Consider the following 26,832-nt stretch of genomic DNA (forward strand, 5'->3'; position numbering starts at 1 on the left):
GCTAGTTGCAAATCATTGGCCAACAACGGCCTGTTAAGACGGCATTTTGTTTAGCAGAAGGGAAAAGCTGACTTTTGCCCAAAAAAGCCGAATAGCAGTCATCGTGCTATTCGGCTGTGACCGGATCAGTTATTGTCGGCAGTCTTCTTTTGGTTAAATAAGGTACCGACTGCTGGGATGCTACCGAGAGAATCAATGGCAGTGCTTGGCAGCACAACTGTGTTAGCGGTGCCCTTTGCCAGCGCTTCAAGTGCTTCGACATTCTTGTATTGCAAGTACAGATTGCCGTTATCAATCAGGCCGGCATTAATCGAATTGATCTGATCTTTGACGGCATCGGCAATGAGTCGCTGACTTTCAGCATGACCTTGCGCCTGCAAAATCTGAGTTTGTTTGTTGGCTTCGGCTTCAAGAATAGCCGATTGTTTTTCACCTTCAGCTTTGGCAATGGCAGCCTGTTTGTGGCCTTCAGCTTCCATGATGTTGGCTTCCTTTTCACGAGAAGCACGCAACAGTTTGTTCATGGAATCCTGAATCGTGGCGTCAACTTGGATGGAATCGATGTTCACCCGATCAACATTCAGGCCGTAACCAGCAGTCGTTTCGGCAATTTGCTGGAACAGCGTTTGGTTAATCGTTTCGGTTCCGTTCAAGACATCGTTTAAATCCATATTGCCGATAATACCACGCAAGTTAGCGCGGGTATCTTGCACCATAGAAAGAACGGAATCCTTGTTTTGGTAAACATAAGCATTAACGTTGGTAATATGATATTTCAATGTTTCGGAAATGCGGACGACAACATTATCTTTGGTAATGACTTCCTGTTCGTCAACCTTCAACGGAATTTGCTTCATGTTGACAATTTCGGTAATCCGATAAATTAGCGGTGGCACCATGTGAAAACCAGGCTCTAAGGTTGCCACATATTTACCCAACCGTTCCACAATGCCGACTTCACCAGTATGGATGATGGCAACGCTGGAGAAAAGAATGGCAACGACAATGACTAGGACAACAACAATTAACGAGATCAAAATAATGCTATTCATAAAAATCACTCCTTCAAAACATCTAACCAGATGTCTATGAATTTCTACTGATACGGGTGACATGTATTAGGAACTTGGCGTGGCTTAATAATGCAAAGCATGTTCCGGTTTTACCACGCTGAGATACAACGGCGAAATAGCGTTGACAACGACCTTGTCGCCAGCGGCTGCATCATCTTGGACTCGATAATGATAATGAATGCCATAAAGGGTGATTTCGCCACTCGCGGCCGAAGTTGGCAACGTAAAAATCGTTCCTAAGAGCCGTTCATCAAGCATTTATCCGTCTCCTTCCCAGTTCCGCGATTGCGTTTGGTGGAAGCCTCATCAGCTTTGCAAAGCAATCGCTATCACACGCTAATTCTAAAGCACGGGTGAGGGAAAGACAACGATGACGACTTCAAAAAGCAAGTTATTTGCTTATGTTGGATAAAATTACTATTGTTTTTGCTTGCTTCTATTCTTATTGGCCTTTACTTAACAGACTGTGACGTTGATAAAACCAAATTTCGCGAAAATGATCGACTTTGCTACAATGGTAAAAAAAGAGCGTGAGCTGACCCGATTAGAAACCGGCGTGTAAGCGGCGTCAAGCGCAATGGCCGCACTTGGGCCATTGCGCTTGAGGTCCTTACACAAAGGTTTCTGGGTCCGCGATCGCGTTTAAAAAGAGCGTGAGCCGACCCGATTAGAAACCGGCGTGTAAGCGGCGTCAAGCGCAATGGCCGCACTTGGGCCATTGCGCTTGAGGTCCTTACACAAAGGTTTCTGGGTCCGCGATCGCGTTTAAAAAGAGCGTGAGCTGGCGCGGGTAGCAACCGGAGCATAAGCGGCTTGGTCGTTGCGGCCAAGGTTCTTATGTGGAGGATAATGCGCCAGTGAAGGCGTTTATACGAGGAGGGGACACTGTGCGCAGTCGGGTCATTTATGCTGATACCTATCGCAAACGTCATCAAAGACGGTTATTTTTGCTGGCCGTTTTAATCATCGCTTTGGGCGCACTGTTTGTTTGGTGGCATCAGCGCAATCCCCGCCCTGATCCGCAGACCTATCCCGTGTTGGGCGTGCGCCTTGACCAAACCGATGGGGTGCAGGATTTTGACAGTTTGCGCAGCAGCAAAGTCAGTTTTGTCTATCTCAAAGCGACTGAAGGCAGCAGCTATTTTGATGATAATTTTAATACGAATTTTAATCAGGCAGCTGGCAGTCGACTGAGCATCGGCATTTACCATGGGTTCAGCTTTGAAACGACACCCCAAGTCCAAGCTGCCCAATTCACGCGCCAAGTCGGCCAAAATATCGGTGATTTACCGATTGGCATTTACTTAAGCTATTACACTGAAAAGAAGCCAAGCACACAATGGCTGACAACTCAGTTACAAACTTTTGTCACATTGGTGCAGCAACATTATCATCGCCAAGTGTTGCTGATGGGTAGCCCAAGTATTTTAAAAGCTGTCCAAAAAGTCGACCCGCAAGCACCACGCTGGGTTGTAAGCGACAAGAAGCCGACAACGAGCAGTGGTTTCTGGCAATATACGTCTGGCGCCCGGTTGCCGAATGGGCCACACGCAGATTACCGTGCTGCCGTATTTATGGGGGATCGGGCGGCCTTTTTAAAACTGTCTCAGCAGATAGTCAATTAACGCCAAACACGGGAATTGTCAGCTAATCATAATTTTTGTGGCTGTATATGACAAAAGTGTTCGTTGATTGTTCGCGAAAAGCCATGTCAACCTTGACACCAATGCGGCATAATAGTTGCGAGGTGAAACTGGATGAAGAAAGTTTTGATCGGCCTTGTTGTGCTGATTGTGCTGGTATTTGGCGGCTTGAAAATTTTTGAAATCACAAATTATGGTGGCACGACTTATTACACGAAGATCACAAACGCTGGTCAACAGGCCACTGACCATGATCAAGATGGTAATAAATACACCATCTATGCATACGACTTGCCCGGCTATGATGAAAAAGGCAGTTTGCAGCAACTGAAGTTCAATGCTAATCAAGACCGACCACTTAAAATGAATGCTTATTTGAAAGTGATATACAATGATAAAAAAGGCGTCACTGATTGGCAGCGTGTCCCGCGAGCAGAAGTGCCAAAAGCGGCGCTGGCAAAGTTGGACTAGTCAATAAGATGCCAAAATGTTTCATAGACGTGAAGGTTAATTCAACTAAATAAAAACGGCTGATTTTCCGTATTGGAAAATCAGCCGTTTTTTGATCGCTCATAGATAACCCAGCAGAATTTACAGATGACAGTGCCAAGATTGAGCCACATCTAGCCAAAGATTACAGCGTTTGGCACGGCAAAAATCTGTTGATCAACTTCTGATGACTTTAAACACTCGGAACAATAATCGCATAAGTGGCATCTTCAGCCTCGTCGTAGATCGTTTGCGGACCATTATCGTCGGCCGTGATGACCAACTTATAGCCGTAATGGTCGAGAAAAGTCAGCTCATGGATGGTGATGCCGACGACTTGACCGGGAAGCACTTTGTTGTCGATTGCGATCTGCAGTTGTGGCGAGATCGCCAGCGAGTGGGTCTTGTTGGTTTGCTCATCGAGAAATGCAAAATTCCCCGTAAAATTCTTCGCCAATGCCAATGCAGGATTGGCTGCCTTGGTTTGCGACTCCTGATGATGACCCCGATGCGCGAGTGCATGTTTCAGCCCGCGTAAAAAACTCGCCATGTTATTCGACCTCCCATTTTTTCATTACATTAAGTCTACCATGACTTTTTCCTTTAGTGGTTACAGTGATGCTGTTTTTCTGTTACTGGGCTGTTACAATAATGGTAAGCGGTTCAGAGACTTGTCAAAAATACTTTGTTTTTAAAAGGATGACGGCAACTGAATCGGGATAAGCGTGCGTGATGACGCTTGATGATTGACCGTGTGAGTTGAAGACCGCCAGTTTATGAAGGCCACGGCTTAGGCGGTTTCGCGGTGTCTGGCATGTGCATCAGCACGTTAAAAAACAGAGCACGATTCAGCCAGTTTCTGAGCTGAATGGCGTGTCTGAAAAGGGGGATTTGCCATGTTAAAACTCGGTGTGATTGGAACAGGTTGGATCACCAAGCAATTCGTGGCGGCAGCGATGGCGACGAAAGCTTATCAGCTCACCGCTGTTTATTCGCGACATCAGGAAAGCGCGCAATCATTTATTGACAGCACGGCACCAGCTACTGCTTATACGACGATGGATGCTTTTCTTGGCAGTGATATCGATGTTGTTTACATTGCCAGTCCAAATAGTTTGCATGCGTCTCAAGCGTTGGCAGCGTTAGACGCCGATAAGCATGTGATCGTGGAGAAACCATTGGTTGCCACGACCATGGAGTTTGAAAAGTTGGACGAAGCGTTGCGGAAGAAACCTTCTTTATATCTGTTTGAGGCAGCGCGTCACGTGTATGAACACAACTTTGAAGTCGTCAATGATTTCACCCACAGTCAACCGGTTGATGGGGCCACCTTAACGTATATGAAGTATTCGTCAAAATACGATGCCTTTTTAGCTGGCAAGTTACCGAATGTGTTTAATCCTGAATTTGCCGGCGGCGCTTTAATGGACCTCGGTATTTACCTTGTATATGATGCGATTGCGTGGTTTGGTGTACCGGAGAATGCCGTTTATTTGCCGCATTTTCTCAAAAGCGGGATTGACGGCGATGGCGTTGCTCGGCTCGACTATGGTAAGTTTGCGGTGACATTGATCACGGGTAAAACGACTAATAGCGAGTTGCCGTCAGAAATTTATTCTGGCAAGCAAACATTGATGATGGACAACGCTGCTGAGCTGGAGACCGTTAAGCTCGGTGATCAAGTGCTGAGCAAAGAAAAGTTGGCTAATCCGATGGAAGCAGAGGCAGCCTATTTTGCAAAAGCAATTGTCGGCAAGGACCGCAACGCTTTTGACAAGGCATGGCAGCTCGCCAAAGAGGTTCATCAAGTCATGTCAATTCTGCGGACCTCCGCAAATCTGGATTTTTAGTGAGGACAATATTGTGACAATTGCAACCCCGTTCCAAAAACGCTGGCAAGCAGCCGGCTATACTGAACAGACGCCGATTCAAACCGCCGTGTATCAACCACTGAAAGCCGATGAAGATGTTGTTGGGCTTGCTCCAACAGGCTCAGGGAAAACATTAGCTTTTGGCTTACCACTACTTGAAAAGATGGTGCCAGGCGATGGCTTACAACTCTTAATTTTGGCACCATCACAAGAGTTGGCGATTCAAACCCGTGATGTGCTTACCCCTTACGCCAAAGATATTGGTATCACCGTGCAAGGGGTTATTGGCTCGGCGAATGTCAAACGTCAGCTCGATAGGCTAAAAGAAAAGCCAGAAGTCATTGTTGCAACGGCGGGTCGCTTATTGGAACTGATTCAGTCGCGTAAGTTGAAACTTGATGGGTTGCAAACGCTGGTTGTTGATGAAGCTGATGAAATGTTGCGTGATCCAGGATTTGATCAGGTTCGAGAGATTGCGGCAGCAGCACCCGCGGAAGCACAATTGGCTTTTTTCTCGGCCACGCCAAGCCCTTATTTTAAGGAGCTGCATAAGTGGTTTGGTAAAACACCAGACATCATTGATGTTCGGGCAATTGATCGAACCCGTGGCGAAGTCAGGCATCTGTTTTTGCAGACGGATCGGGCGCATCAGGTTGATTGGTTACGCACCTTAGCCCATACCGATGGCTTCAAAGCCTTGGTCTTCTTCAATCAAAATTCGTCCTTGGAACGCGTGGCGGGGATCTTGCGTCATCAGGCGGTTCGCTTTGCAGTCTTGTCACGCGAAGGCCGGCAAACGGTTCGACAGAAGGCATTGACTGATTTTCGGCGCGGACGAATCACGCTCTTGCTGGTGACCGATATGGCAGGGCGCGGCTTGGATATTCCTAAGTTGCCGGCTGTGGTAAACTTTGAACCACCGAAGCGCGCGGAAGTTTACATCCATCGGGCTGGGCGGACTGGCCGGATGGGTGAAGCAGGTCTGGTTGTGACCCTGGGGGATGATCATGATCGCCGCGACCTCAGCAAGTTGGTACCGCAGTATCATATTCATCGCGGCTATATGTCAGAGGGCAAGCTTGTGGACACGCCGCCAGCTAAAAAAGTGTCCGAGGCGTCGGCACCAACGACGGTTGAAAAGCCTGCATCGCCAGTCGCCAAGCAGCAGCCAGTTAAACCAGAAGTGGCACAAGAACCGGCTGTTCGTCCGCGTCGCAAGCATAAGAAACATCGCCTGCGAGATCAGCGGAATAAAGGCAAGCACAAGGATAACGCATAATGCAGCATCGGATGTATGATGAAGATAAGGGGGCAGTCATGGTGAGTATGAAAGCAGAACAAATGGCTGCCATGATGACATTGATGAGCGCTGCCGGTGATGCGGAAAATGCAACCATGACGGCGATTGACGAAGCCAAGGCCGGCCATGCTGAGCGCAGCCGTAAGCTGTTGAAGCAGGCAGATGCCAAGTTGAAGCAAGCTCATCAAGCTCAGACCCAGATGCTGACGTATGAAGCACGAGGCGAAAAAGTTGACGTGACATTATTGATGGTGCACAGTCAGGATCATCTAATGAGTGCGATGACCATTCGCCGGCTTGCCGATGAGATTATTGATCTTTATCAGCAAGTGCAGGCGCGTAAATAACGGCTGGTACAGCGCGGTTGACGTGCCTGCAACCGCGGCAATAACGCGCTCGCAATCAAGAGAGGTAATCCCCATGAAAATCGAAAAAACATTACAGACACCAGCAGCTTTTTTATATAGCAAGATTATTGCGCCCGTACAAGCTGATATTGCGGCGGCTAACAATCAACAGGTTGCGGCGGCAGAACTCGGTGGTTATGCTTATCGCAAGCAATTTCCAGATGGCGAGTGGGCCAAAGTTAAGGTTACTAAGAATGTGATTGATCGTGAATTTGCGATGTTGACCGTCACCCGTTTCTCGCGGTTCAAGGTCCGGTACCTGATCACGCCGTTAAATGCCAATGCCAGCCAAGTCCGCGTCAGTGAAACCGTGCAGCCGGTTAACTGGGCGGCGCAATTGAAGCAAATGGTGACCGAATTATTGGTCGGTAACAAACGCCGCCGTAATTACGGCCGGATGTTGGATTCGATAGAGCGGTCGTATATGACGGCTTAGGCGTTGTTCGCTGCCTGCTGAACACTTTATAGTCAATATTTGCAAATGAATTTGAATTGCCCTGTGGCTTTTGGCATAATTGACTTTGTCTGGTGCCCTTAGCTCAGCAGGATAGAGCGACTGCCTCCTAAGCAGTAGGTCATCGGTTCGATTCCGATAGGGCACAGTACGAAGCACAGTCTTGATGGCTGTGCTTTTTTGGAAATCACATTGCACATTCTAAAAAGTCTTAAAGATTAAAAATGAGTGCAATCGCATTTTTGCGGTAGCTGGATTTGTCTAAAAGGAGATTACGCGATGCAAGCCTTCACAGCCGTTTATTTGCCGGGCTGGTTGATTTTCATTGGCGGTATGCTGATCATTAGCAGCGTGAATGCAGCGACGGTGCAAGCCATGGTGAATCGGGCCGGGCGTTCGAATACGCAGCTCTGGTATATGAAACCGGGTATTTTTGTGCACGAGCTGTTGCACGCGGTTGTTGCGCGGCTCTTCGGATTACAAGTGACTAACTTTTCCATGCGAGCTGATGTGGTTAGCGGCAGCGCAGCGCATGTCAGTCTGCGGTACAATCGGCGCTCGCTTTGGGCACAACTGGGATTATTTCTGTCCAGCAGTGCACCTGTCTGGGGCATCAGTACCGTGTTGCTGATCATGGGACGATGGGCCTTTTTTCCGACAGATGGCCGGCTTTGGCCAGTCTTAACTGCCGCCACGAGTCTGAATGAAAAATGGCTCGCGATGCGCGGCTTGATTCAGATCAACTGGGTTTGGTTTGCGGCTTTTATCGTCACGGCCTTGGTGCTGACGCCAGGCATTGCGCTTTCAGCTCAGGATCTGCGCAACATGTGGCGGAGTGCCCCGATCGTGTTCTTGCTGACAATCGTGATTTTTTATGTTTTTTTGACGTTTTGGCCAGCTGGATTTGCTTGGTGGTCGCTGTTGAACTTGAATGTGTTATTGTTAGATGCGATTATGCTGCTTTTCAGTATCTTGATTTGGTTACTGGCAAGCATTTTGTGAATGAATGTTGACAAGTGAGAGGGCAAATGTGCCCGATGTCATAATTTATAAGTGAAGCCTTTTGTTCTTTAGTAGGGGGAAGACGATGATTGCGCCGCAAGCGGAGACAATTTTAAAGGAAAAATTTGGCTATGATCATTTTCGTGCTGGTCAAAATCAGGCCATCAGTCGCGTTTTGGCTGGTGAAAGCACGCTGGTTGTGATGCCAACAGGCGGCGGGAAATCGTTGTGTTATCAGATTCCAGCGATGTTGTTGTCGGGATTGACGCTCGTGGTGTCGCCGCTCATCGCGTTGATGAAGGATCAGGTGGATGCGCTGAACGATAACGGGATTCCGGCGGCTTTCATTAATAGTACCCTTGATTATCAAGAGATTGCTGATCGCCTTGATCAAGCAAGAAGTGGTCAGATTAAATTATTATATGTTGCCCCAGAACGGTTTGACACGGATTGGTTTGTGCAACGGCTTGGCAGCACCGATATTTCGTTATTTGCAATTGATGAAGCCCATTGTATTTCTCAGTGGGGGCACGATTTTCGGCCGAGTTATTTGAATCTGGCGAATGTGGCGGCTCAATTGCCTTCGCAGCCACCGGTCATTGCCTTGACCGCAACGGCTACACCGCGAGTTGCGCAGGATATTTGCCAGCGACTGGCGATTCCGGCTGACGGGATGATTAATACTGGTTTTGAGCGAAGTAATCTGAGCTTCAAGGTCGTACGCGATCAGGATGAAGATCGGTATCTACTAGATTACCTGAAACTGAATGTCGATCAGGCAGGCATCATCTATGCCAGCACCCGAAAAGAAGTTGACCGTTTGTATACCTTTTTGGCACATAAGAAGTTGCCTGTGGCCAAATATCACGCGGGCATGAGTGAAGCGCAGCGTGCTGCTAATCAGGAAGATTTTTTGTTTGATCGCAAACCAATTATGATTGCAACGAATGCGTTCGGCATGGGTATTGATAAAAGCAACGTGCGGTTTGTCATTCACGCCCAGATTCCCAAAGATGTCGAATCGTATTATCAAGAAGCCGGTCGGGCTGGTCGTGATGGCTTGCCGAGTGAGGCAATTTTGCTGTTTAAGCCGCAAGATCTCCAGGTTCAGCGGTTCTTCATCGATCAATCCGAAGGCGATGACGAGCACAAACAGCGGCAATATGAGAAGTTGAAAATGATGGAACGGTATGCGAACACAGATCAGTGTTTGCAACAGTTTATTTTGAACTATTTCGGTCAAAGCGGGACAAAACCATGTGGTCGGTGTTCGAATTGTTTGGATGACCGCGAATCGGTGGATGTTACGGTTGATGCGCAGAAGGTCTTATCTTGTGTGGTTCGCTTGCATGAACGTTTTGGCAAAGGCGTTGTGGCACAAGTGTTGGCCGGAGCCCACAATCAGAGGGTATTGTCGTTTCATCTAGATCAATTGTCAACTTATGGGTTGATGAGCAGTCGTCGTCAACGCGACATTACAACGTTCATAGATTTTCTGGCGGCTGGCGGTTATTTAGAAACCCGCGGTGGTCAGTACCCAACTCTGGGCTTAACGGCCAAAGGCACTGAGGTTCTTCGCGGACAAGCGCAAGTATTCCAGAAGACGGCGCAAAAAGCCGAGCAGCATCTCGAAGTCGACGACACTGTCTTTCAGGAACTGCGCAGTACTCGGCGACAACTGGCGGAGCAGCAGCATTTACCGCCTTATATGATTTTCTCTGATAAGACGTTGAAGGCAATTGGCAGCGCCATGCCGCAAAGTCTTGATGAGTTGATGGCAGTCAAAGGCGTCGGGCAGGCGAAGTTGGATAAGTATGGCCAAATCTTTTTGGATGTCCTGCAGGCGATTAAGGCCAAGGCTTGAATGGCTAGTGTCGATCAAAAAAGGTCGTGATCGCGTCTTTCCCGTTTTGAAGCGGGGGGATGCGGTCACGGCCTTTTTAGCTTTTTACCAGGTTTTCTCCGCCACTATGGTTTATTTGGCGGAGAAAAGACAATTACGGCGGAGAAAAATACCTAAGCCCAGTCACCATTGCGGAAAATCGGAACGACGGTGCCATCGGCCTTGATGCCGTCAATATTCATGTCAGCTGAGCCCATCATGAAATCAACGTGCGTGTTACTTTGGTTGAGGCCAGCCGCGGTGCGTTGGTCGGTGGTCATGGCAACGCCGTCTTTGACGGAGAATGGATAAGCTTGTCCGAGCGCCATGTGATCAGAGGCGTTCTCGTCATATAACGTGTTGAAGAAAATCAAGCCGGATTGGGAAATCGGGGATGGATCAGGGACCAGCGACACTTCACCAAGCGAGCGGGCGCCGGGGATCTTTAGCAGGTTTTGTAATACCGCATCTCCACGATCAGCATGGGCATCAACGACTTGACCGTTTTTAAAGGTAAAATGCATCCCCTCAAGGATATTCCCGGAGTAACTTAGCGGTTTAGTGGAGGCAACTGTACCATCAATGCGGCGGAAATCCGGCGCCGTGAAGACCTCCTCAGTCGGCATGTTGGCCATGAATTCCTCACCGCGCGGATTATAGGCGCCAGCGCCTTCCCAAATATGGTGCTTGGGCAGACCGACAACCAAATCAGTACCCGGCGCGACATAATGAAGCCGATCGAACTGCTCAGCATTCAGCCAGTCCGCTTTTGTTCGCAATTGTTGATCATGGGCTTTCCAAGCGGCTTCAGGATCAGGCTGGTCAATTCGGGTGGTTTTGAAAATGGCCGCCCAGAGTTTATCAGTCGCTTCTTCCGGGGTCTTGGCATCAGGGAAAACTTTTTCGGCCCATTTTGGACTTGCGGCGCCGATGATGGTCCAGCTAATCTTCATTGAACTGATTGCGTCCATTAGGCGGGCGTAAGCTTGATTGAAGGCATTTTGATAGTTGGCGATGCGTTGTGGATCCAGTCCTGCAAGGTTGTCAGGATCGGCAGAGATCACAGTAATCCGTTTGGCATTGTGATCGACCCAGTAATCAAACTGACCCTTAATGAAATCGGGGATGTTGTACAGGCGGGATGTTGCCATGTGGGCCATGTCCAACCGCTTGATCAGATCATCGTGCCACTGAACTTGCACTTCAGCGGCACCACGGTCATAAGCCGCAGCCACAATCAACTGCGCAAGTTTGGCCTGATCCACGGCAATTTGCAAATAAACCGTGTCACCGGGTTTCACGGCGACGCCAATATCAACCGCGAGCTCTGCATATTGTTTGAGGCTTTTGTCAAAGTTAGGTAATGTCATCTTTCGTTCCCTCCAAATCCGTCGTTGGCAATAGTCTACCATAGCAGTCATCATCACGTGCTCAACAGTTCTAAAAAACGTCCGTGCTTTATGTTCAAATAAATGACACCACAAAGCATGGCGTTCTCTTTAAAAAATACTTCGAAAAAAATTAAGAAAACCGTCAATTTGTTTGCAAATAGTGTTTCTTTCTGGTATGAGGTCTGGTAAAATAACAGCATAACATCTAGATTGCCTTTTGGAGTGGAGGCGTATCCAAAGGTGTTTGTAAATGAGTTGTGTGCAAGCTAGTTTTAAATAACTAAAGAAAGCAAGGGGAACATTATGGCACGAAAGAAAACAATTACGCATGATCAGATTCTCAATGCGGCGTATGACCTTGTTGTGGAACAGGGCTTCAAGAGTTTCACAGCGCGGAATATCGCCAAAAAGATGAACTGCTCAACACAGCCAATTTATTTAGAATTCAAAAACATGGCTGAGCTGAAACAGGCTGTCATGGATCGAATTAAAGAACTACTTTCACTGAAAATGGCAAAGCATTTTACCAACGATCCAGTCGTTGATTTGGGGCTTGCTTATATCAATTTTGCACTTGAAAATCGGCCATTGTATCGCGCCGTTTTTGTGGAAGATCACTTCGGTGTTGATGAAATGCGCGAATATGCGATGAGCACCGCAATGCGCGTATTCGATTCTTACGAACCAGCGCAGCACTTGAACGAAGCACAGTTGCGCAACACGATCTGCGGGGTATGGATCGTTGCAACGGGGATCGCCAATTTAATGGCACCAGGCTTCATTGATATTACACGAGATCAAATGGTTGATATTCTAACGGCTGTGACACAAGACTTCATTGTTAACGGCCGCTTCTCAGACGACCCGCGCATCTCTTGGTTTCAAGACGCCAAGATCGCTCAGGGATACTAACGATCATTAATAGCAAATTGGGGATAACCGTTCCGATGTGGAGCGGTTTTTTTAGAGCGTGAGCTGGCCCGGGTAGAAACCGGAACATAAGTGGCCTCAAGGCTAAATGGCTGGGTTTTGGCCATTTAGCCTTGAGGTCCTTATGTGTAGGTTTCTGGGCCAGCGAACGCGTTTAAAGGCGAATGCTTTTTCAACGACAATGAGTCCCACCGGTTAAAAAAGACGGCAACAGTGCAAACCCTGACCTTGGGCCAAACACTGCTGCCGCCTTTTACATAGTCGCCACTTCACCGAATCACTGGAAAACCATCTCACAATGCGCTACTTTAAAACTAACGATGTTGTCTACCGTCTCACAAGACAACACAGAAAACCACAAGGGAGCTTATTATGGGAAGTTCATCAGACCTAAAAGACCTATTACGCGAACGAATCGCCGCTAAATATACCATTGACGATTTAAAAGATACTGGGAAAAAGATTCGTAAAACCGCACCAATTGAAAGTCTGGCTGCCGTCAGTAAGATTGATCGGGACCCCGTCCAGTTCATTAATAGTGTCGAACAAAACTTAACCAAATCACTGCTGCCTATGCGTCATAGTCGCATGGGCGCTTCACAGGCAGCTTTTTTTCGCGGCACTGCTGAGTTGATGGCCTATGACTTGCAGCAAGGGGAGAAGTCTGGCATCAATCTGTTAATTGATGGTGACGCCCACTTACAGAATTTCGGTTTCTACGCATCGCCAGAACGCAACCTGCTTTTTGACCTCAACGACTTCGATGAAGCGCAGATCAACAGCTTTGAGTTTGACATCAAGCGTTTGCTGACGAGTGTTTATTTGTTAGGCGACCAACAAGGATTTGATGCAGATAAATTAGATGAATTGGTACAGACTGATGCATCGATTTATCGTAAAACCTTACGGGATCTTTTCAAGGTTGGTGCATTGGATCGTTTTTATCAGTCCACCGAAGTCAACCATCTTGTGCAGTCGATCCCCGGCGCTGAAGATTCGGCGTTGCTGTCGAAATTTGTGAAAAAGGCGACGAAGCGTAATAATGACTCGGTGATCAAAAAATACACCACGACTATCGATGGCAACATGCGGTTTAAAGACGATCCGCCAAGCTCCGTCAGGTTGGATAAAACGACTTATCAGGCGATCTTTGACGGCTTTACCCAGTATCGTAAGTCCACGCGGCCGGATATTTTGGTGCTACTGAGCGAATATCGGATTACGGACATCATTCATCACAGCGTGGGTATCGGCAGCTTTGGCACGAATTGCTATCTCGTTTTGCTAAGCGGATTAGGTGGCAGCCATCTTGTGCTGCAAGTCAAAGAAGCCTTGCCGCCGCGACCTGAATTAATTCCAAATACGGAACGCATCACGTTACAACAAGAAGTCAGTCAGGGACAGCGGATCATCGCATCCCAGATGATTTTGCAGAAAGCCTCTGATCCATTCCTCGGCTGGTTTAACGTAGGCGATAAAAGCTATTATGTCCGCCAGTTCCGTGATATGAAGGGGTCTGTGGATCTTGAGGAACTGACTTTCCCCGAGTTTCAGTACTACACCCAGATCACCACGTATCTATTGGCAATGGCACACGCTCAGACGCCTCAGGCTGCAGTGGTTACCGGCTATCTCGATAAAAGTTTTGACAGCGCCGTTCAGCGTTGGAGCAAATGGTATCTGAATCAGGTAAAAGCGGATTATTCAGCCTTTATGCGGGCAGTTCAGACGCACATGCTGGCCTGAGCCATCTTGGAACTGATTGACAGATCAGATTTTTCTTGTCCTGATGACGCTCACTCTGGCAAAATAAAGTTAAGACGCTAATCACCTAACTTAATGACATGCCTGAAGAGCAGGGCGTCACAGAAAGGAGGCAAGTGATTATGGCTCGCAAACAACATCAAAAAAAGCCGCCGCTGCTTTCCGCCGAACAAGAAGTCGCGATTCAATCCGGGCGTGCAGCATTGGCAGATTTGGCGTTGCCACGCCGCACCAAAATGCGGGTGTTTGTTAAACTTGCCATCAATCGGATCACCGAATCGAACATCGGCCAAAGTGCTGCTGCCTTGGCGTACTATACCTTGCTGTCCTTATTCCCATTGATTTTGTTTGTCGCCAATGCATTGCCTTATTTTGGCTTAACATACAAAGGCCTTGCTGCCTATTTGACACAGGCAATCCCATCCAATGTCATGAATTGGTTGGACCCAGTGATCGCCAATCTGTTGGATTCCAGCAGTGGCGGTTTGCTGGGAATTGGGGCGGTTGCGACTTTGTGGGCGGCCAGTTTAGGCGTGAATGGTTTGAAAATGGGCTTCAATCAAATTTACGGCGTCGAGTCATCGCAAAATTTTATTATTCAACGCTTATTATCGATGCTCATGACCTTCACACTCATCATTGTGATGGGCGCCATTCTGATTGTTTTTGCATTTGGCCGCCAGTTTCTGGAATGGCTGATCCCACTGCTTCGTCTCAACGATGACTGGCTGCGAACATTTAATACCCTACGTTGGCCAGTGACGATTACCGCGCTTTTTGTCATTATTATGTTTTTAAATTATTTTCTGCCGAACGTCAAAATTCGGATGTGGACAGTCTTACCAGGCACCGCCTTTACAGTCGCCGGTTGGCTGTTAATTGCCCAAGCGTTTTCCTTATACATGAAATATTTTGGGACACGCTATCTGTCCTATGGCACGATTGGCACCTTCATCGCGATCATGTTATGGCTTAACTTCTCCGCACTGGTGCTGTTGTGGGGCGCCGTCATCAATGCACTCACCGCTGAGTATTTCATTGGCCGACTGCATGGCAGTAAAGGCAAGGTGCACGATTTCGTCAAACGCCGGGTGCGGACACCACACGAAGAAAAAGAAGCGAAAAGCTAGTCATTGAGCGAGCAACCATGGCTGAGAGCAGCAAAAAAGGACTTGCGTTCATCTGAGAGCGTAAGTCCTTTTGTTTTAAACGGTTTTATTGCAATGCCTGATACTTTTCAACAAGTTGTTTGGTAAAGGCCTCTAGGTGCTTAATATCGTCTTCTTCAGGGGCGAGATCGATCTTAACGTCTTCTGCACCCTTCGTGGCTCCGGTCTTGGCAAAAGCCTTGTCAAAGTCGTCTACCGAAGTGGCAAAGTCATCATAGAAGCGATCACCGCTGCCGCAGCAACCGTAGACCTTACCTTTAAGATCGAGTTCTTGCAACTCTTCATAGAAGTCAACGGCTTCATCAGGCAACTCGCCATCACCGACATCTGAATAGGTGTAAGTCGCGGTGACACAAATATCGACATCTTCAAAATCGCTGGCCAGCGCTTGAGAAACTTCCGTTGTCGTCACGTCCACCCCTAAGTCCTCAAAAGCTTCTTCAATAATACCAGCGATATCCTCGTTGTTGCCGGTCAAACTGGCATATACAATCCTTGCGCTTGCCATTTTTCTCTTATTCCTCCTAAAACACAGCGCTCGGGGGCTTACACGTCGGCGAGGCTGCCTTTTCTTGTTCATTTGCCTGATTATAGCATAGGGGACACGACTCTGGGGATGTGAATCGAAAAGGCCAATGATCCCTGATGTCATAGCCGACACCGACACTGTTTAACCAACCATTCTCAGACTTCTGTTGTTTATCCCTGATTAATGCTACACTAATTGCGAGCTAAACTTGTATTGGAGGCAGAAAAGCTTGATCACGATCAAATCAGCACGAGAAATTAAAGGCATGGCAAAGTCCGGTGCCATTTTGGCAGGTATGCACCTTGGCCTGCGCGATATTATCAAACCAGGTATCTCAAGCTGGGAAATTGAAAAGTTCGCCAAAGAATTCTTTGAATCTCATGGCGCCAAGGCCGAACAAGTCGGTTTTGAAGGTTATAAGTATGTGACTTGTGTCAGCATCAACGATGAAGTTGCGCATGCGGTTCCGCGTAAGGGCCTGAAACTCAAAGATGGCGATGTTGTCAGTGTTGACACGGTTGTCAGCTGGAATGGCTACTTCAGCGATTCTTGCTGGACGTACGGCGTTGGCAAGGTGTCAGAAGCTGACCAGAAGCTGATGGACGTTACCAAAAAGTCCCTGTACTTAGGGATTGATGAAGCAGTTGTTGGCAATCGGATCGGTGACATTGGCGCTGCTATTCAGACTTACACCGAAGATGATAACGGCTACGGCGATGTCCGTGAGCTTATTGGCCACGGCATTCAGCCAACCATGCACGAAAGTCCTAATGTGCCGCATTATGGCGTGCCAGGTCATGGTTTACGACTAAAAGCCGGCATGACCATTACGATCGAGCCGATGATCACTGAAGGTACTTGGAAGATCAAGGGTAAACAAGTCCCAGGCGATACTTGGGAATACTACGTCACTGCTGACGGCAGCAAGTGTGCCCAGTACGAGCACACGCTGGTCATCACAGATAACGGCCCGAAGATTTTGACTTCTCAAGGCGATGCCATTGATGAGAAGTACAAGTTAACCGAGGCCGATCTTAAAACACTTCCTGAATAATAGCGGCCAACGCGATCATTCAGAAACAATAGGGCACGAAAAAACGGGGTGGCGACGATGATTGCTCACCCCGTTTTGTATGTGAGCGCGAATCAGCCCGGTTAGCAACCGGAGTGTAAGCGGCCTTGATCGTGATGGTCGGGCTTTGACCATTGCAATCAAGGTCCTTATATGCAGGCTTCTGCGCAAGCGAGCGCGTTATCGTAACTTACAAACGAATGGTACTTAATCAAACCAGTTCACGTTATACTAAAGGAAAGGACGAAAAGAGGGAGTATATGGCAGATCCTGAAGCGCTGATCTCGGTTATCATGCCAGTCTACAATGCAGAGAAGTATCTCGCAGAGGCCTTGGACAGTTTATTGGCACAGGATTATCCGAATTATGAGATTATTTGTGTAGACGATGGTTCCATGGATACCAGTAAAGTTATCTTGGCGGCTTATATGCGAGAAAATCCCCGAATTCACGTTGTGCGGGTTCAAAATGGCGGTCAAGCACGGGCTCGGCAAATTGGGATTGATCATGCCAACGGGGACTTGATCACGTTTATGGATAGCGACGATCTTGTGCATCCGCAGTGGCTATCCACCATGGCAGACGGGATGAAGGCACCACGGGTCGATATGGTGGTCGTCAATTATTACAACTACATTGGCAGTACGAAGATGAAGGCACGCGCGTTTCGTGAATCGACATTTAAAATCGAAGGCGATGACAAGTATCGCTATTGGTTAGAGGATCGTGATTTGCGCGGTTATTTGTGGAATAAATTATTCCGTGCCGAGTTATTCGAACAGCCTGTGCCTGTCGCGAATTTTAATTTGTTAGAGGATGCTTACTTTATCGGCCATCTTTTGCCGCGAATTGATCAAATCGGCTTCATTGACGAACCTCGGTATTATTACCGGTTCAATGCGACCAGCAGTGTGCACGCCAAGTTTCAAAAGCGTGATTTAGAAGCAATCCATCAACTCGGCGCCGTTTTCCTGACCCTCGCGCATGACAAGCCGGAATTGACCTCACTGGCAGTGCGCCGTTATGCAGCCCTGAGTCTATTTGTGTTATCAAAAATGTCACCACGTCAGCTTGTTAAAAATTGGGGTTATGTCCGCCAGCTTGGGATGGTACTGGGGCAATATACCCGCGAGTTTCAAGATGTCATCTCGGCAGGCGATGTCAACGATTTAGCGACAGAAAATCCAGACAAGCCCAACAAAACGAGCCTGACAGGCAGGTTGCGCGCATGGTCGCAGTTGCTGGACTTGCCGACCTTCGATGACTTGAATAAGCTTGCCAAGGCGGATGATGATCCAGAAGATGTGAAAAGAGAATCCTAGCGAGGGACAACCGCACTCACAGCCGCAACAATATTTCGCGTGAGTGACCTCAGCGTTCAATGACTAAGACACAGTCACTAGACGCTGAGGCCACTTACGCTCTTGTTTCTAAACGACTCGCACAAAAAAGCCGCCACTCATGTGTTTCGCGAGCGGCGGCTTCCTAGCGATCATCGAAAAGGGGCTGATGGGGGTTTCAGCAGGTGGCGGTTGTTCAGTTATGCCTGTGGTTCTGCAGGTTGTGGTTCCTTCTTCTCATCAACGTGGTAGATTTCAGTAACCTGTGTCTCGGTCATCTTGGCGCCTGTCGGAGTCGCATACAGGTTGACGCCATCCTTGACGAAGGCCTTGGCATCAGCGACAATCTGCGCGAACTGTTTGGCTTGATCCGCCGTTACGTCAGCTTCGTACTTGTTTAAACGAATACTGGTGGTCTTACCAAGTGAAGATTTGAAACTAAAAGAAAGTGTTTTCATAAGTTAGCCCTCCGTTTAGGCGTTCAGTTCGGTTTGCTGCTGCAAGACCGTGCTGTGCAGTTGAGTACCCGGGTACAAACTAGCGAAGGCACTGCCGATCGCGAGTAATTGACCATCGTCAGCTTCAAGCGCGACGTTGTTCATGCGCCGGACTTGTTTGTAATCCTCCTTCTCTGGGTCGATCATCGTATAGACAATGGCTTGTGCTTTGATTGTTCGTGGCATGTTACTTCCTCCTTGTTTTCAGCGCTTGCGTGCGCTTTTCATCGTCAATTGCAACTGTGTGACTAGACTTGGCCGAAGTCAGGTCACGCGGTCTTTAAAATACAACTAGGTGGATCAAAAGGTGCCATGGCATCGTAAGACATTTTTTTGCCTTACACTTATACAAATCGGTGAACCCTTCGATTTGACAACCCTAAATGATCGAAAATTCGGAAACCATTGCACAAAGTTGAATCTCTGCTAAAATAATTAAGGTGATTCTTTAGAAATAGTAAGGTTTTTGTTGGTTTACGTCACTGTGACGTAAGGTCAGCTATACTTACAGTCGGATTCCCTCTGGGGTCCTATATAAATGAAAAATTGAAGGGTTCTGATTGTGTGATAACAGCGCAGGCGCCAGGCAAGCTTTATGTTGCCGGTGAATACGCGGTGGTTGAAACTGGCTTCCCCGCAATCATTGTGGCGTTAGATCAATTCGTCACCGTCACGGTTGAGGCAACGAAGCATTTCGGCAGTATCGTGTCCGAGCAGTATCAGGAAAACTCGCTGTATTGGCAGCGTCAAGGCGACGAGATGGTCTTTGATAATCGGGATAATCCGTTTCATTACATTCTCTCGGCAATCAAATTGACTGAACAATACGCTCGAGAGTTAGACAAACCGCTCGCGTTATATAAGCTCTATATTGATTCGCAGCTGGACGCCAAGGATGGGAAGAAGTATGGCCTAGGCAGTTCAGCAGCGGTGACTGTTGCCACCATTAAGGCATTAGCCAAGTTTTACGACTTGAAAATGTCGAAGGATCAGATCTACAAGCTGGCTGCCATTGCCCATCTAGACGTACAGGGCAATGGCTCTTTAGGTGACATAGCAGCATCTGTCTATGGGGGATGGATTGCCTACCGTTCGTTTGATAAAGCGTGGTTGGCGGCAGCACGAAACCAGATGTCACTAGCCGACCTGATTAACACTGACTGGCCGGACTTGTCGATTGAGCTGCTCACAGCTCCGGCTGACATGCAATTGCTGGTTGGCTGGACAGGTTCACCAGCTTCAACTTCTCAGTTGGTCGACAAAATTACGCTGGCCAAAGCGAAGAAGCCACAACTTTACCGTGACTTCTTAACAGCTAGCCGCGAAACCTTAGAAAAATTAATTGATGGGTTCCGCAACCGTTCGTTGAGCAGTATTCAAGCTGGTATTCGCCGCAACCGTGAGTTGTTGGATGAATTAGCTCATTTCTCGGGGGTTGCGATCCAAACACCAGCATTACGTCAACTTGTTGAACTAGCTGAACAAGCAGGCGGCGCGGCAAAATCTTCAGGTGCCGGTGGCGGCGATTGTGGGATCGTCTTGATTGATTCTCATCAAGCCATCAAACCGTTACTTGCGGCTTGGCGCGACCATCATATCGAGCCTCTGAAATTTAATGTGCATGAAATTAATGATTAAAGACAACTCGATTGCTAATGGTGATCGAGTTTTTTATTTTCAGCGATGAAAATGTGAATTCTTTGTTAGAATTCAGGATTTCCAATACTTTTCGCAAGCGGTTTCTAGTATAGTATAGTAGGTAGTCAAATTAGTAAGAGAAGGGACTTGTGTACACGTGAAAGTTCGTAAAGCAGTCATTCCGGCAGCCGGGCTTGGGACCCGCTTTCTGCCAGCAACTAAAGCTTTAGCCAAAGAGATGTTACCAATCGTTGATAAACCAACCATTCAGTTCATCGTTGAAGAGGCTAAGGCCAGCGGGATTGAAGACATTCTGATCGTTGAGGGTAAACAAAAACGTTCTATTGAGGACCATTTCGATTCTGCTCCTGAATTGGAACAAAATTTGAAAGAAAAACATAAAGATGCCTTGTTGGAGTTGGTTCACTCCACTACTGACATCGGCGTTAATCTCTTCTTCGTTCGCCAGCCATATCCGCGCGGCCTTGGGGATGCCGTTCGTTTGGCGAAGTCATTCGTTGGCGACGAACCATTTGTTGTCATGCTCGGCGATGACCTGATGCATGACAAGGTACCATTGACCAAGCAACTGATTAACGAATACGATAAGACCCACGCATCCATCCTTGCCGTTAAAAAAGTGCCACATGACGAAGTTTCAGCTTATGGCGTTATTGACCCTGAAAAAGAAGTTTCAAAGGGACTCTTCAACGTCAAGAAATTTGTTGAAAAGCCAGCTGTTGCCGATGCACCAAGTGACTTGGCCATCATTGGCCGTTACTTGTTGACACCAGAGATCTTTGATATTCTCGAAAATCAAAAACCTGGTAAGGGTAACGAAATTCAACTCACCGATGCCATCGACACATTGAACCAAACCCAGCGTGTCTTCGCCCATGAATTCACCGGCGATCGTTATGACGTTGGGAATAAGTTTGGCTATGTGAAGACCAACATCGAGTACGGCCTGACCCATCCAGAAGTGAAGGATGAGTTGCGTGCTTATCTTCTTGATTTGGCGGGAAAGTTGCAGGCAAATAAGCCTGTTGGGAAGCCGGGAAGTAAGAAATAGTCATTTATATTCTCGATAATGAGATTTAATAACAGGTTGACTTAATGGGGCGATGATTGCGCTCAGTTACGTTAACCTGTTTTTTGATTTTTTACAGGAGCCATTCACTAAAAAATTGACGTTTTTGAAATGAAAAGCTACGGTTACTGTGTATAGGCGTGAAAAATAAGAGGTGGGATTATGAAAAAAGGAGTTGAATTCGGGGTTGTATTCTTATTGTCAAAATCCCTATTTGTTTTACGGAACCCGAAAAGATCGTTTCAAGGCACTTTATTGGAACGGTGATGGTTTTATTCTATTTTAGAAGCGTTTAGAAAATGACCGTATACGGTGGTCAACCGACCCGGCTTCAAACAGCGGGCGATTGAATCAACCATTTATTCTAGAATACCACCAAAAGTTCTCTGACATCGCAAACATTTGGTATATTTGGTATACTTATTGAATGATAGGTTCTATTAATATTAAATATTCTTGGAGATGACTTGTATTGGAAGAACTCTTTAATTTTAGCAGTCATAGTTCAGATGACTTTGATGATCCAATCGAAATGTACAAAAAGGGATATCGAGCCGGTAAACGAATTAATGGTCCGCTAGACTATCAATCAGAAATTATCATGAAATACTTTTCAAAACACTTGGACCGTCGAGATGTTGCCATTGAATTACCTACAGGTTCTGGTAAAACTCTAGTTGGTCTGATTATTGGCGAATACAGACGAAGAAAAAGGGGTGAACAAGTTGTCTTTGTTTGCACCAATAATATATTAGTTGATCAGGTTTGTACGCAGGCAATTAAAAAGTATGGTATCAGGGTATTGAAATTTACGGGTACTCAAAGCGAGTACTCAACAAGTGATATGCATGTTTTTCTAAGAAATGAAGCAATCGCAGTTACGAATTATAGCTCTGTCTTTAACAATAATTCGTTCTTTTCAGACGTTGATACCTTTATATTCGATGATATTCACGGCGCAGACAACTATATTGCCTCTCCATGGACTTTTACAATTAATCGATTCTTAGACGGAGAGGGTAGTAACGAACAGGTCAACGTCGTATATGACCAAATAATGGATCTGCTGAGTACTACTGAAAGTAGTCCGGAGATTAAAAAATCTTTAGTTGATGATCCAGAGGTTGAAAACTCAGTCAATTCTGTATCATTATTTGAGTTACAAAAATTTTGGAATGCAATATCAGAAATTGTTGAGTCAAATCGCGATTTGATAAAAGATTCGAAATATGCGTGGAGTAATATTAAAGAACATTTAGGCGCATGTAACCTTTTCTACGATAAAAAATCAATAACAATAAAGCCTCTTTATTCTCCAACTCTCACACTTGAAAACATTAGACAAACCAAACAAAGAATTTATTTATCGGCAACATTCGGGCATACTGAACAAACTTCTAGGACAATAGGAGTATCTGATAAAATAGACTATATCAAACTCGATAGTAACAGAGAACCTACAGGTGGAAGACACTACTTATTATTTCCGATTATTAATAATCAGAATGAAAATCAAATTGAGAAGTACGCAAACTTATTAACCGAGGTAATTCCTATAAAAACAAAGGCCGTTATTCTTACTAAGAATAATAGAGATCGTGATTTATTCAATGCTTTATTACCAAATAGCTTTAAAAAGTTTGATATTTCTCATATTCAGGATTTTTACAATTCAGAAGATGGTATCATTGTACTGTCAAATAGGTACGATGGCTTAGATTTTGAAGAAGATTTATCTCATTTACTTGTATTATCTGACATTGCTTTGGCTACAAACCTACAAGAAAGATTCTTATCCTCAAGAATTAATGCACGAATTTTATACAGAGAACAAATACAAACAAGAATTATTCAAGCAATAGGACGTGCTTCACGATCTGAACAAGATTATTCAGTTGTAATTATTTTAGGGACAGATTTGCAGAATCAATTACAATCGCATAATAAAGTTAGTCCATTTCCTAAAATGATACAGGCCGAAATTAATACTGGGATTCAACTATCAAGTAATATAGAAAACAGTGACAATCCAAGCGTTAATTTATCAAAAGTCATAGAGTCATTGACTAGCAGAAATAAGACGGCAATTGAGAAAGTTGAGAAACAGATCAATGAAGAATTGTCATTACTTAACGACGATAAAAATCAACCAGATTATTTAGAAAAGCTTAATAGGTCTGCAAAGTATGAATTAAAGTGCAATTATGACCTATGGAATAATAATTATGATGAAGCTTTTGTTAACGCAGAAAAAGCTGTTCATGAACTGTCTGACGACATAAAATTATTAGGATATCGTGCGTTTTGGTTATACCTCGCAGCATATTCAGCATACGAAATTTTTCAGAAAACACAAGATCCTATTGACAAGAAAAAATGCATTAGATGTATAGCTGAAATGCATTCGGCCTCTCAGTACACGCCATGGTTTGGCAAAGTAATAGTTCCAGAATTTAGTGAATCAACAAATGCTAATGAGTCAAATTTTTTGGATGATTCTTTGTCATTATTATTTGAAAATATTGAAACTTCTCTTTTTTCCGGTAATTTGAAAAAAACAAAGTTAAAGTATAGAAAAGATGTCACTAAGACGCTTGAAAAATTAAAAGTGGAACCTGACTCAAAATCAAATGGGAAAAACGGTAAAATTTTTGAACAAGGTTTTCAAGAATTAGGACGTTTATTAGGATATAGATCAGAAAACACAGTTCAAGACTCTGCTCCAGACCCATGGTGGTTCATTGATGATACAAAAGTTGTTGTTTCGGAATGTAAGATCATAACGGAACATATACCTACAAAGTATGTCAGACAAGCCGCTGGCCATAAGGAGTGGCTTATGAAAAATAATATACCTGGCATCGGTAAAGACACAAGCATCATTACTGTATTTATTTCAAATCAAACAAAATTAAAAAGTGATGCACGAACTTTTGCGGACAATATCTATTACCTAAACCAAGATGCATTATACAAGTTTGCTGTAAGCGCTACTAATACTATGGCTGAACTGATTACGGAACTATCAGAACGCAATGATATTTCGTGGAGGGATTATGCAAAAAGAAAAATGGTAGAAAAAAATGTAACACCTAGTGATTTATTAAAATTGATAGAGAAGGAAAAATTATCTGAACTTCCTTCCTAGACCACCTTTTTAATGCCGATAACTAAAAAGTGAAAGTTGAATATCGACAGAGAGTCTCGAGAAATCGAGGCTTTTTTGCACCAAAGAGACGCAAACCGCTTCGCGTCGTATAGTAAGCACTCAATAACAGCACGGATTCCCAAACTCTAATCACAGTACTAAACTAGCCTCATCAAATATGGTGAGGTGTTTTCTATGTCAGAAAATCCAGATATTGTTCAAGTTAAACTCGATCAGGAAAGCCCATCACGGCAGCCACTGCCAGCGTCTAAGACCCTCCAAATCCGGGTTAACAACCGTGAAACGGTCGTTATTTACAACCACATTCAGGGCTATATTCTTGATGCCCTCCTGAAGGCGGTGTTCCCTGATGCTCATTGATATGCGCCAGTTACATGGCATTTACATTGTTTGCGGCAAAACCGATCTGCGCCGTGGTATTGACGGGTTGGCGAATGTGGTGACACACCAATTTGAACTTGATCCTTATAACAAAGCACTGTACTTGTTCTGCGGAACGCGCAAGGATCGTTTCAAGGCGCTTTATTGGGACGGTGACGGCTTTATCTTGCTTTACAAACGCATTGAAGATGGTCGCCTACAATGGCCACTGAATCAAGATGAGGTCCGCAAACTTCACACCAAGCAATTCGTACGGCTACTTTCAGGCTGGGCCATCGACCGACCGTACATCCAATCTCCATGCATTAAAAGCTAAAAAACAATCGTTATTGCGTTTGATCAGTGGTACACTCATGCCAATAAATCAAAGACAAGTGGCGATCAGCGTGATGACAGAAGAAGAAATTAAACAGCCACTAAGTAATCAAACTTAATAACAGGTTGACTTAAAGGTACGTTGATTGTAATCAATTAGGTCAAACTTTTTTTGTGGCTGCTGATAAAGTGATTCTTATTCTGAAGAGTTTCAATTTAGGCATTGCTTCATCAGCAAATACTTCAATAAAAGTCATTCGGATTAACGATTTGTCAGCAAGAGCATTACATAACAGATCCTTTAGCCTCGATCCGTCATCATTGCGTTGTTAGGTTAAAAAGCGAAGAATAGTAACTCGCAAGAAAATGATTCGGTAATCATGAGCCACTACCGGCATTAAGCGAAATAGCGTACAGTTAATATATAAATACCCGGGGAGCAAAGGGGTGAGACTATGAGAAAAAGCTGGAGAATCTTTTTAACGGTATTAACGATTGTGACGAGCATGACCTTGTTTAATAACGCAAAACAAGTAGATGCCAAAGTTAAGTTCACCAACGGTTTAAATATTTTTAAAAACGAACCGGAAAATGCAAGACCAAGTAAGCTTTCATCCATAACAACCATTAACAAACATGGCACTATGATTTATGATGATGACGCTATTAAACAAAAAGACGTGATAACAGCAGCAGCAGCTCACTGGAATAGAGCAGTTGGCATGAATTTAATTATGAGCTATCAAAAGGCTCAAGTGGCAAAGGCTGATGCCGATGTTGTCATAAAGTCCACAAATCTGCCTAATGGCGTTGTTGCCGAAACTGGTTACAATGGTATTGTTCATGAAGGTTGGCAAAACATAATTAAAATTGGCAATGGCACACTTGACGATGCTAGTTCTCAGGAGGGTTTTGTTCAAGCTGTAGCAACAATAAGCCACGAGATGGGTCATGCGCTAGGCATTAATCATGATTCGGGTGCACTGATGGGAACAAGTGGCGCAGGGAAACTTGCAAAAGGGATTCTTCCGGATATTCCAGATTACAATGTTAATGCCATCGGGGATATCTTGGAAAATCTAGATCAACTATATGTGGGCACTAGACCGGTGATCATTCCAAATATGACAGACGGGATATTTTATTGTCGTGCTAATGCAACGATGAATGTTTGGCATGCTGACCTAGTGAGTCAACTCCTTACCGGAAAAGATCGTCTTTTGACTAGAGATTTCATGGTGGTGCAGTCAAGATTACAGGTAACGAGAATGTCTTCAAAACGAGGCTCAATGAAGTTGGGTCAACTGACTCAATGAGACTATAGAAAAAGCGGTCCCATTACTCCTTGCTTTGAGGAATACTGGGACCGTTTCTTAATGTGGGCCGTCACGCAACACGTTGGGCATGACGATTAATGAGAAAAATG

27 protein-coding genes and 1 tRNA gene are annotated in these 26,832 nt (G+C 45.6%); 21 read left to right on the forward strand and 7 right to left on the reverse strand.

The genetic code is table 11. The annotated features are described in order from the left end of the window. Window positions 1-125: 125 nt before the first annotated feature. Both ACWPAB_RS02475 and ACWPAB_RS02480 read right to left on the reverse strand, forming a co-directional pair. Window positions 126-1,052, reverse strand: a complete 927-nt coding sequence (locus ACWPAB_RS02475; RefSeq protein WP_003564495.1) for an SPFH domain-containing protein — start codon at window positions 1,050-1,052, stop codon at window positions 126-128. Window positions 1,053-1,136: 84 nt separating this feature from the next. Then, window positions 1,137-1,331 carry a hypothetical protein gene (locus ACWPAB_RS02480; protein WP_003564497.1) on the reverse strand — a complete coding sequence of 65 codons (195 nt, stop codon included), beginning with the start codon at window positions 1,329-1,331 and terminating at the stop codon, window positions 1,137-1,139. Window positions 1,332-1,960: 629 nt separating this feature from the next. On the opposite strand from ACWPAB_RS02480, the gene ACWPAB_RS02485 reads away from it, so the two are divergent. Then, a complete protein-coding gene (locus ACWPAB_RS02485) occupies window positions 1,961-2,698 on the forward strand; it encodes a GH25 family lysozyme (RefSeq protein WP_016382229.1) in 738 nt (245 codons plus the stop codon). A 132-nt stretch (window positions 2,699-2,830) separates the two neighbouring features. After that, window positions 2,831-3,187 (forward strand): YxeA family protein, encoded by a 357-nt coding sequence (locus ACWPAB_RS02490; RefSeq protein WP_003564501.1) that lies wholly within the window; start codon window positions 2,831-2,833, stop codon window positions 3,185-3,187. 211 nt (window positions 3,188-3,398) lie between these two features. On the opposite strand, the gene ACWPAB_RS02495 is transcribed toward ACWPAB_RS02490, so the two are convergent. Then, window positions 3,399-3,755 (reverse strand): DUF4828 domain-containing protein, encoded by a 357-nt coding sequence (locus ACWPAB_RS02495; RefSeq protein WP_003564504.1) that lies wholly within the window; start codon window positions 3,753-3,755, stop codon window positions 3,399-3,401. A 346-nt stretch (window positions 3,756-4,101) separates the two neighbouring features. Between ACWPAB_RS02495 and ACWPAB_RS02500 the strand changes: the two genes are divergently transcribed. The 7 genes from ACWPAB_RS02500 to recQ all read left to right on the forward strand — a co-directional run bounded on the left by ACWPAB_RS02500 (window position 4,102) and on the right by recQ (window position 10,103). Continuing rightward, the gene (locus tag ACWPAB_RS02500; protein WP_003564506.1) at window positions 4,102-5,055 is read left to right on the forward strand and encodes a Gfo/Idh/MocA family protein; all 954 of its coding nucleotides are present in this window, start codon (window positions 4,102-4,104) and stop codon (window positions 5,053-5,055) included. Between the two features lie 13 nt (window positions 5,056-5,068). Further along, window positions 5,069-6,355, forward strand: a complete 1,287-nt coding sequence (locus tag ACWPAB_RS02505) for a DEAD/DEAH box helicase (RefSeq protein ID WP_003569785.1) — start codon at window positions 5,069-5,071, stop codon at window positions 6,353-6,355. Continuing rightward, on the forward strand, window positions 6,355-6,723 hold the full coding sequence (locus ACWPAB_RS02510; RefSeq protein ID WP_003569787.1) for a PTS lactose/cellobiose transporter subunit IIA: 369 nt from the start codon (window positions 6,355-6,357) through the stop codon (window positions 6,721-6,723). The genes ACWPAB_RS02505 and ACWPAB_RS02510 overlap by 1 nt, the downstream gene beginning before the upstream one ends. A gap of 73 nt (window positions 6,724-6,796) precedes the next feature. After that, window positions 6,797-7,219 carry a DUF3284 domain-containing protein gene (locus ACWPAB_RS02515; protein ID WP_003564512.1) on the forward strand — a complete coding sequence of 141 codons (423 nt, stop codon included), beginning with the start codon at window positions 6,797-6,799 and terminating at the stop codon, window positions 7,217-7,219. A gap of 92 nt (window positions 7,220-7,311) precedes the next feature. Beyond that, a tRNA-Arg gene (locus ACWPAB_RS02520) sits at window positions 7,312-7,385 on the forward strand. A 131-nt stretch (window positions 7,386-7,516) separates the two neighbouring features. After that, complete coding sequence (locus tag ACWPAB_RS02525) at window positions 7,517-8,239, forward strand: hypothetical protein (protein ID WP_003569789.1); 723 nt, start codon at window positions 7,517-7,519, stop codon at window positions 8,237-8,239. Window positions 8,240-8,324: 85 nt separating this feature from the next. Beyond that, window positions 8,325-10,103 carry a DNA helicase RecQ gene (gene recQ / locus ACWPAB_RS02530; RefSeq protein WP_016381151.1) on the forward strand — a complete coding sequence of 593 codons (1,779 nt, stop codon included), beginning with the start codon at window positions 8,325-8,327 and terminating at the stop codon, window positions 10,101-10,103. A gap of 152 nt (window positions 10,104-10,255) precedes the next feature. Here recQ and ACWPAB_RS02535 read toward each other — a convergent pair whose 3' ends face one another. Next, a complete protein-coding gene (locus ACWPAB_RS02535) occupies window positions 10,256-11,491 on the reverse strand; it encodes an aminopeptidase (protein ID WP_003569792.1) in 1,236 nt (411 codons plus the stop codon). A gap of 324 nt (window positions 11,492-11,815) precedes the next feature. On the opposite strand from ACWPAB_RS02535, the gene ACWPAB_RS02540 reads away from it, so the two are divergent. The 3 genes from ACWPAB_RS02540 to ACWPAB_RS02550 all read left to right on the forward strand — a co-directional run bounded on the left by ACWPAB_RS02540 (window position 11,816) and on the right by ACWPAB_RS02550 (window position 15,336). Beyond that, window positions 11,816-12,424 (forward strand): TetR/AcrR family transcriptional regulator, encoded by a 609-nt coding sequence (locus ACWPAB_RS02540; RefSeq protein ID WP_003564519.1) that lies wholly within the window; start codon window positions 11,816-11,818, stop codon window positions 12,422-12,424. 390 nt (window positions 12,425-12,814) lie between these two features. After that, window positions 12,815-14,188 (forward strand): DUF2252 domain-containing protein, encoded by a 1,374-nt coding sequence (locus tag ACWPAB_RS02545; RefSeq protein ID WP_003569794.1) that lies wholly within the window; start codon window positions 12,815-12,817, stop codon window positions 14,186-14,188. A 140-nt stretch (window positions 14,189-14,328) separates the two neighbouring features. Then, complete coding sequence (locus ACWPAB_RS02550) at window positions 14,329-15,336, forward strand: YihY/virulence factor BrkB family protein (RefSeq protein ID WP_003569796.1); 1,008 nt, start codon at window positions 14,329-14,331, stop codon at window positions 15,334-15,336. Window positions 15,337-15,421: 85 nt separating this feature from the next. On the opposite strand, the gene ACWPAB_RS02555 is transcribed toward ACWPAB_RS02550, so the two are convergent. Continuing rightward, on the reverse strand, window positions 15,422-15,883 hold the full coding sequence (locus ACWPAB_RS02555; RefSeq protein WP_003564526.1) for a flavodoxin: 462 nt from the start codon (window positions 15,881-15,883) through the stop codon (window positions 15,422-15,424). A 250-nt stretch (window positions 15,884-16,133) separates the two neighbouring features. On the opposite strand from ACWPAB_RS02555, the gene map reads away from it, so the two are divergent. Both map and ACWPAB_RS02565 read left to right on the forward strand, forming a co-directional pair. After that, window positions 16,134-16,958, forward strand: a complete 825-nt coding sequence (gene map / locus ACWPAB_RS02560) for a type I methionyl aminopeptidase (RefSeq protein ID WP_003564528.1) — start codon at window positions 16,134-16,136, stop codon at window positions 16,956-16,958. A gap of 278 nt (window positions 16,959-17,236) precedes the next feature. Further along, complete coding sequence (locus ACWPAB_RS02565; RefSeq protein ID WP_003569798.1) at window positions 17,237-18,298, forward strand: glycosyltransferase family 2 protein; 1,062 nt, start codon at window positions 17,237-17,239, stop codon at window positions 18,296-18,298. A 218-nt stretch (window positions 18,299-18,516) separates the two neighbouring features. Here ACWPAB_RS02565 and ACWPAB_RS02570 read toward each other — a convergent pair whose 3' ends face one another. Beyond that, on the reverse strand, window positions 18,517-18,774 hold the full coding sequence (locus tag ACWPAB_RS02570) for a DUF2922 domain-containing protein (protein ID WP_003564532.1): 258 nt from the start codon (window positions 18,772-18,774) through the stop codon (window positions 18,517-18,519). A gap of 15 nt (window positions 18,775-18,789) precedes the next feature. Next, window positions 18,790-18,999, reverse strand: a complete 210-nt coding sequence (locus ACWPAB_RS02575; protein WP_003564534.1) for a DUF1659 domain-containing protein — start codon at window positions 18,997-18,999, stop codon at window positions 18,790-18,792. Between the two features lie 378 nt (window positions 19,000-19,377). Between ACWPAB_RS02575 and ACWPAB_RS02580 the strand changes: the two genes are divergently transcribed. The 7 genes from ACWPAB_RS02580 (at window position 19,378) to ACWPAB_RS02610 (ending at window position 26,722) form a co-directional block, all read left to right on the forward strand. Next, window positions 19,378-20,451 carry a phosphomevalonate kinase gene (locus tag ACWPAB_RS02580; RefSeq protein ID WP_003569800.1) on the forward strand — a complete coding sequence of 358 codons (1,074 nt, stop codon included), beginning with the start codon at window positions 19,378-19,380 and terminating at the stop codon, window positions 20,449-20,451. A gap of 157 nt (window positions 20,452-20,608) precedes the next feature. Then, window positions 20,609-21,523 carry a UTP--glucose-1-phosphate uridylyltransferase GalU gene (gene galU / locus ACWPAB_RS02585; RefSeq protein ID WP_003569802.1) on the forward strand — a complete coding sequence of 305 codons (915 nt, stop codon included), beginning with the start codon at window positions 20,609-20,611 and terminating at the stop codon, window positions 21,521-21,523. Window positions 21,524-21,728: 205 nt separating this feature from the next. Continuing rightward, complete coding sequence (gene tnpB, locus ACWPAB_RS02590; protein WP_372499582.1) at window positions 21,729-21,827, forward strand: IS66 family insertion sequence element accessory protein TnpB; 99 nt, start codon at window positions 21,729-21,731, stop codon at window positions 21,825-21,827. A gap of 186 nt (window positions 21,828-22,013) precedes the next feature. Continuing rightward, window positions 22,014-24,689 carry a DEAD/DEAH box helicase gene (locus ACWPAB_RS02595; RefSeq protein ID WP_016382100.1) on the forward strand — a complete coding sequence of 892 codons (2,676 nt, stop codon included), beginning with the start codon at window positions 22,014-22,016 and terminating at the stop codon, window positions 24,687-24,689. Window positions 24,690-24,884: 195 nt separating this feature from the next. After that, a complete protein-coding gene (locus tag ACWPAB_RS02600; RefSeq protein ID WP_003568915.1) occupies window positions 24,885-25,070 on the forward strand; it encodes a hypothetical protein in 186 nt (61 codons plus the stop codon). Next, entirely contained in the window at window positions 25,060-25,407 is a 348-nt protein-coding gene (gene tnpB, locus ACWPAB_RS02605) for an IS66 family insertion sequence element accessory protein TnpB (protein WP_003568913.1), read from the forward strand. The genes ACWPAB_RS02600 and tnpB (ACWPAB_RS02605) overlap by 11 nt, the downstream gene beginning before the upstream one ends. A 454-nt stretch (window positions 25,408-25,861) precedes the next feature. Next, a complete protein-coding gene (locus tag ACWPAB_RS02610; protein WP_003586346.1) occupies window positions 25,862-26,722 on the forward strand; it encodes a zinc metalloprotease in 861 nt (286 codons plus the stop codon). The last annotated feature ends 110 nt before the right edge of the window (window positions 26,723-26,832 follow it).

It is taken from the genome of Lacticaseibacillus sp. 30, from assembly GCF_053819265.1.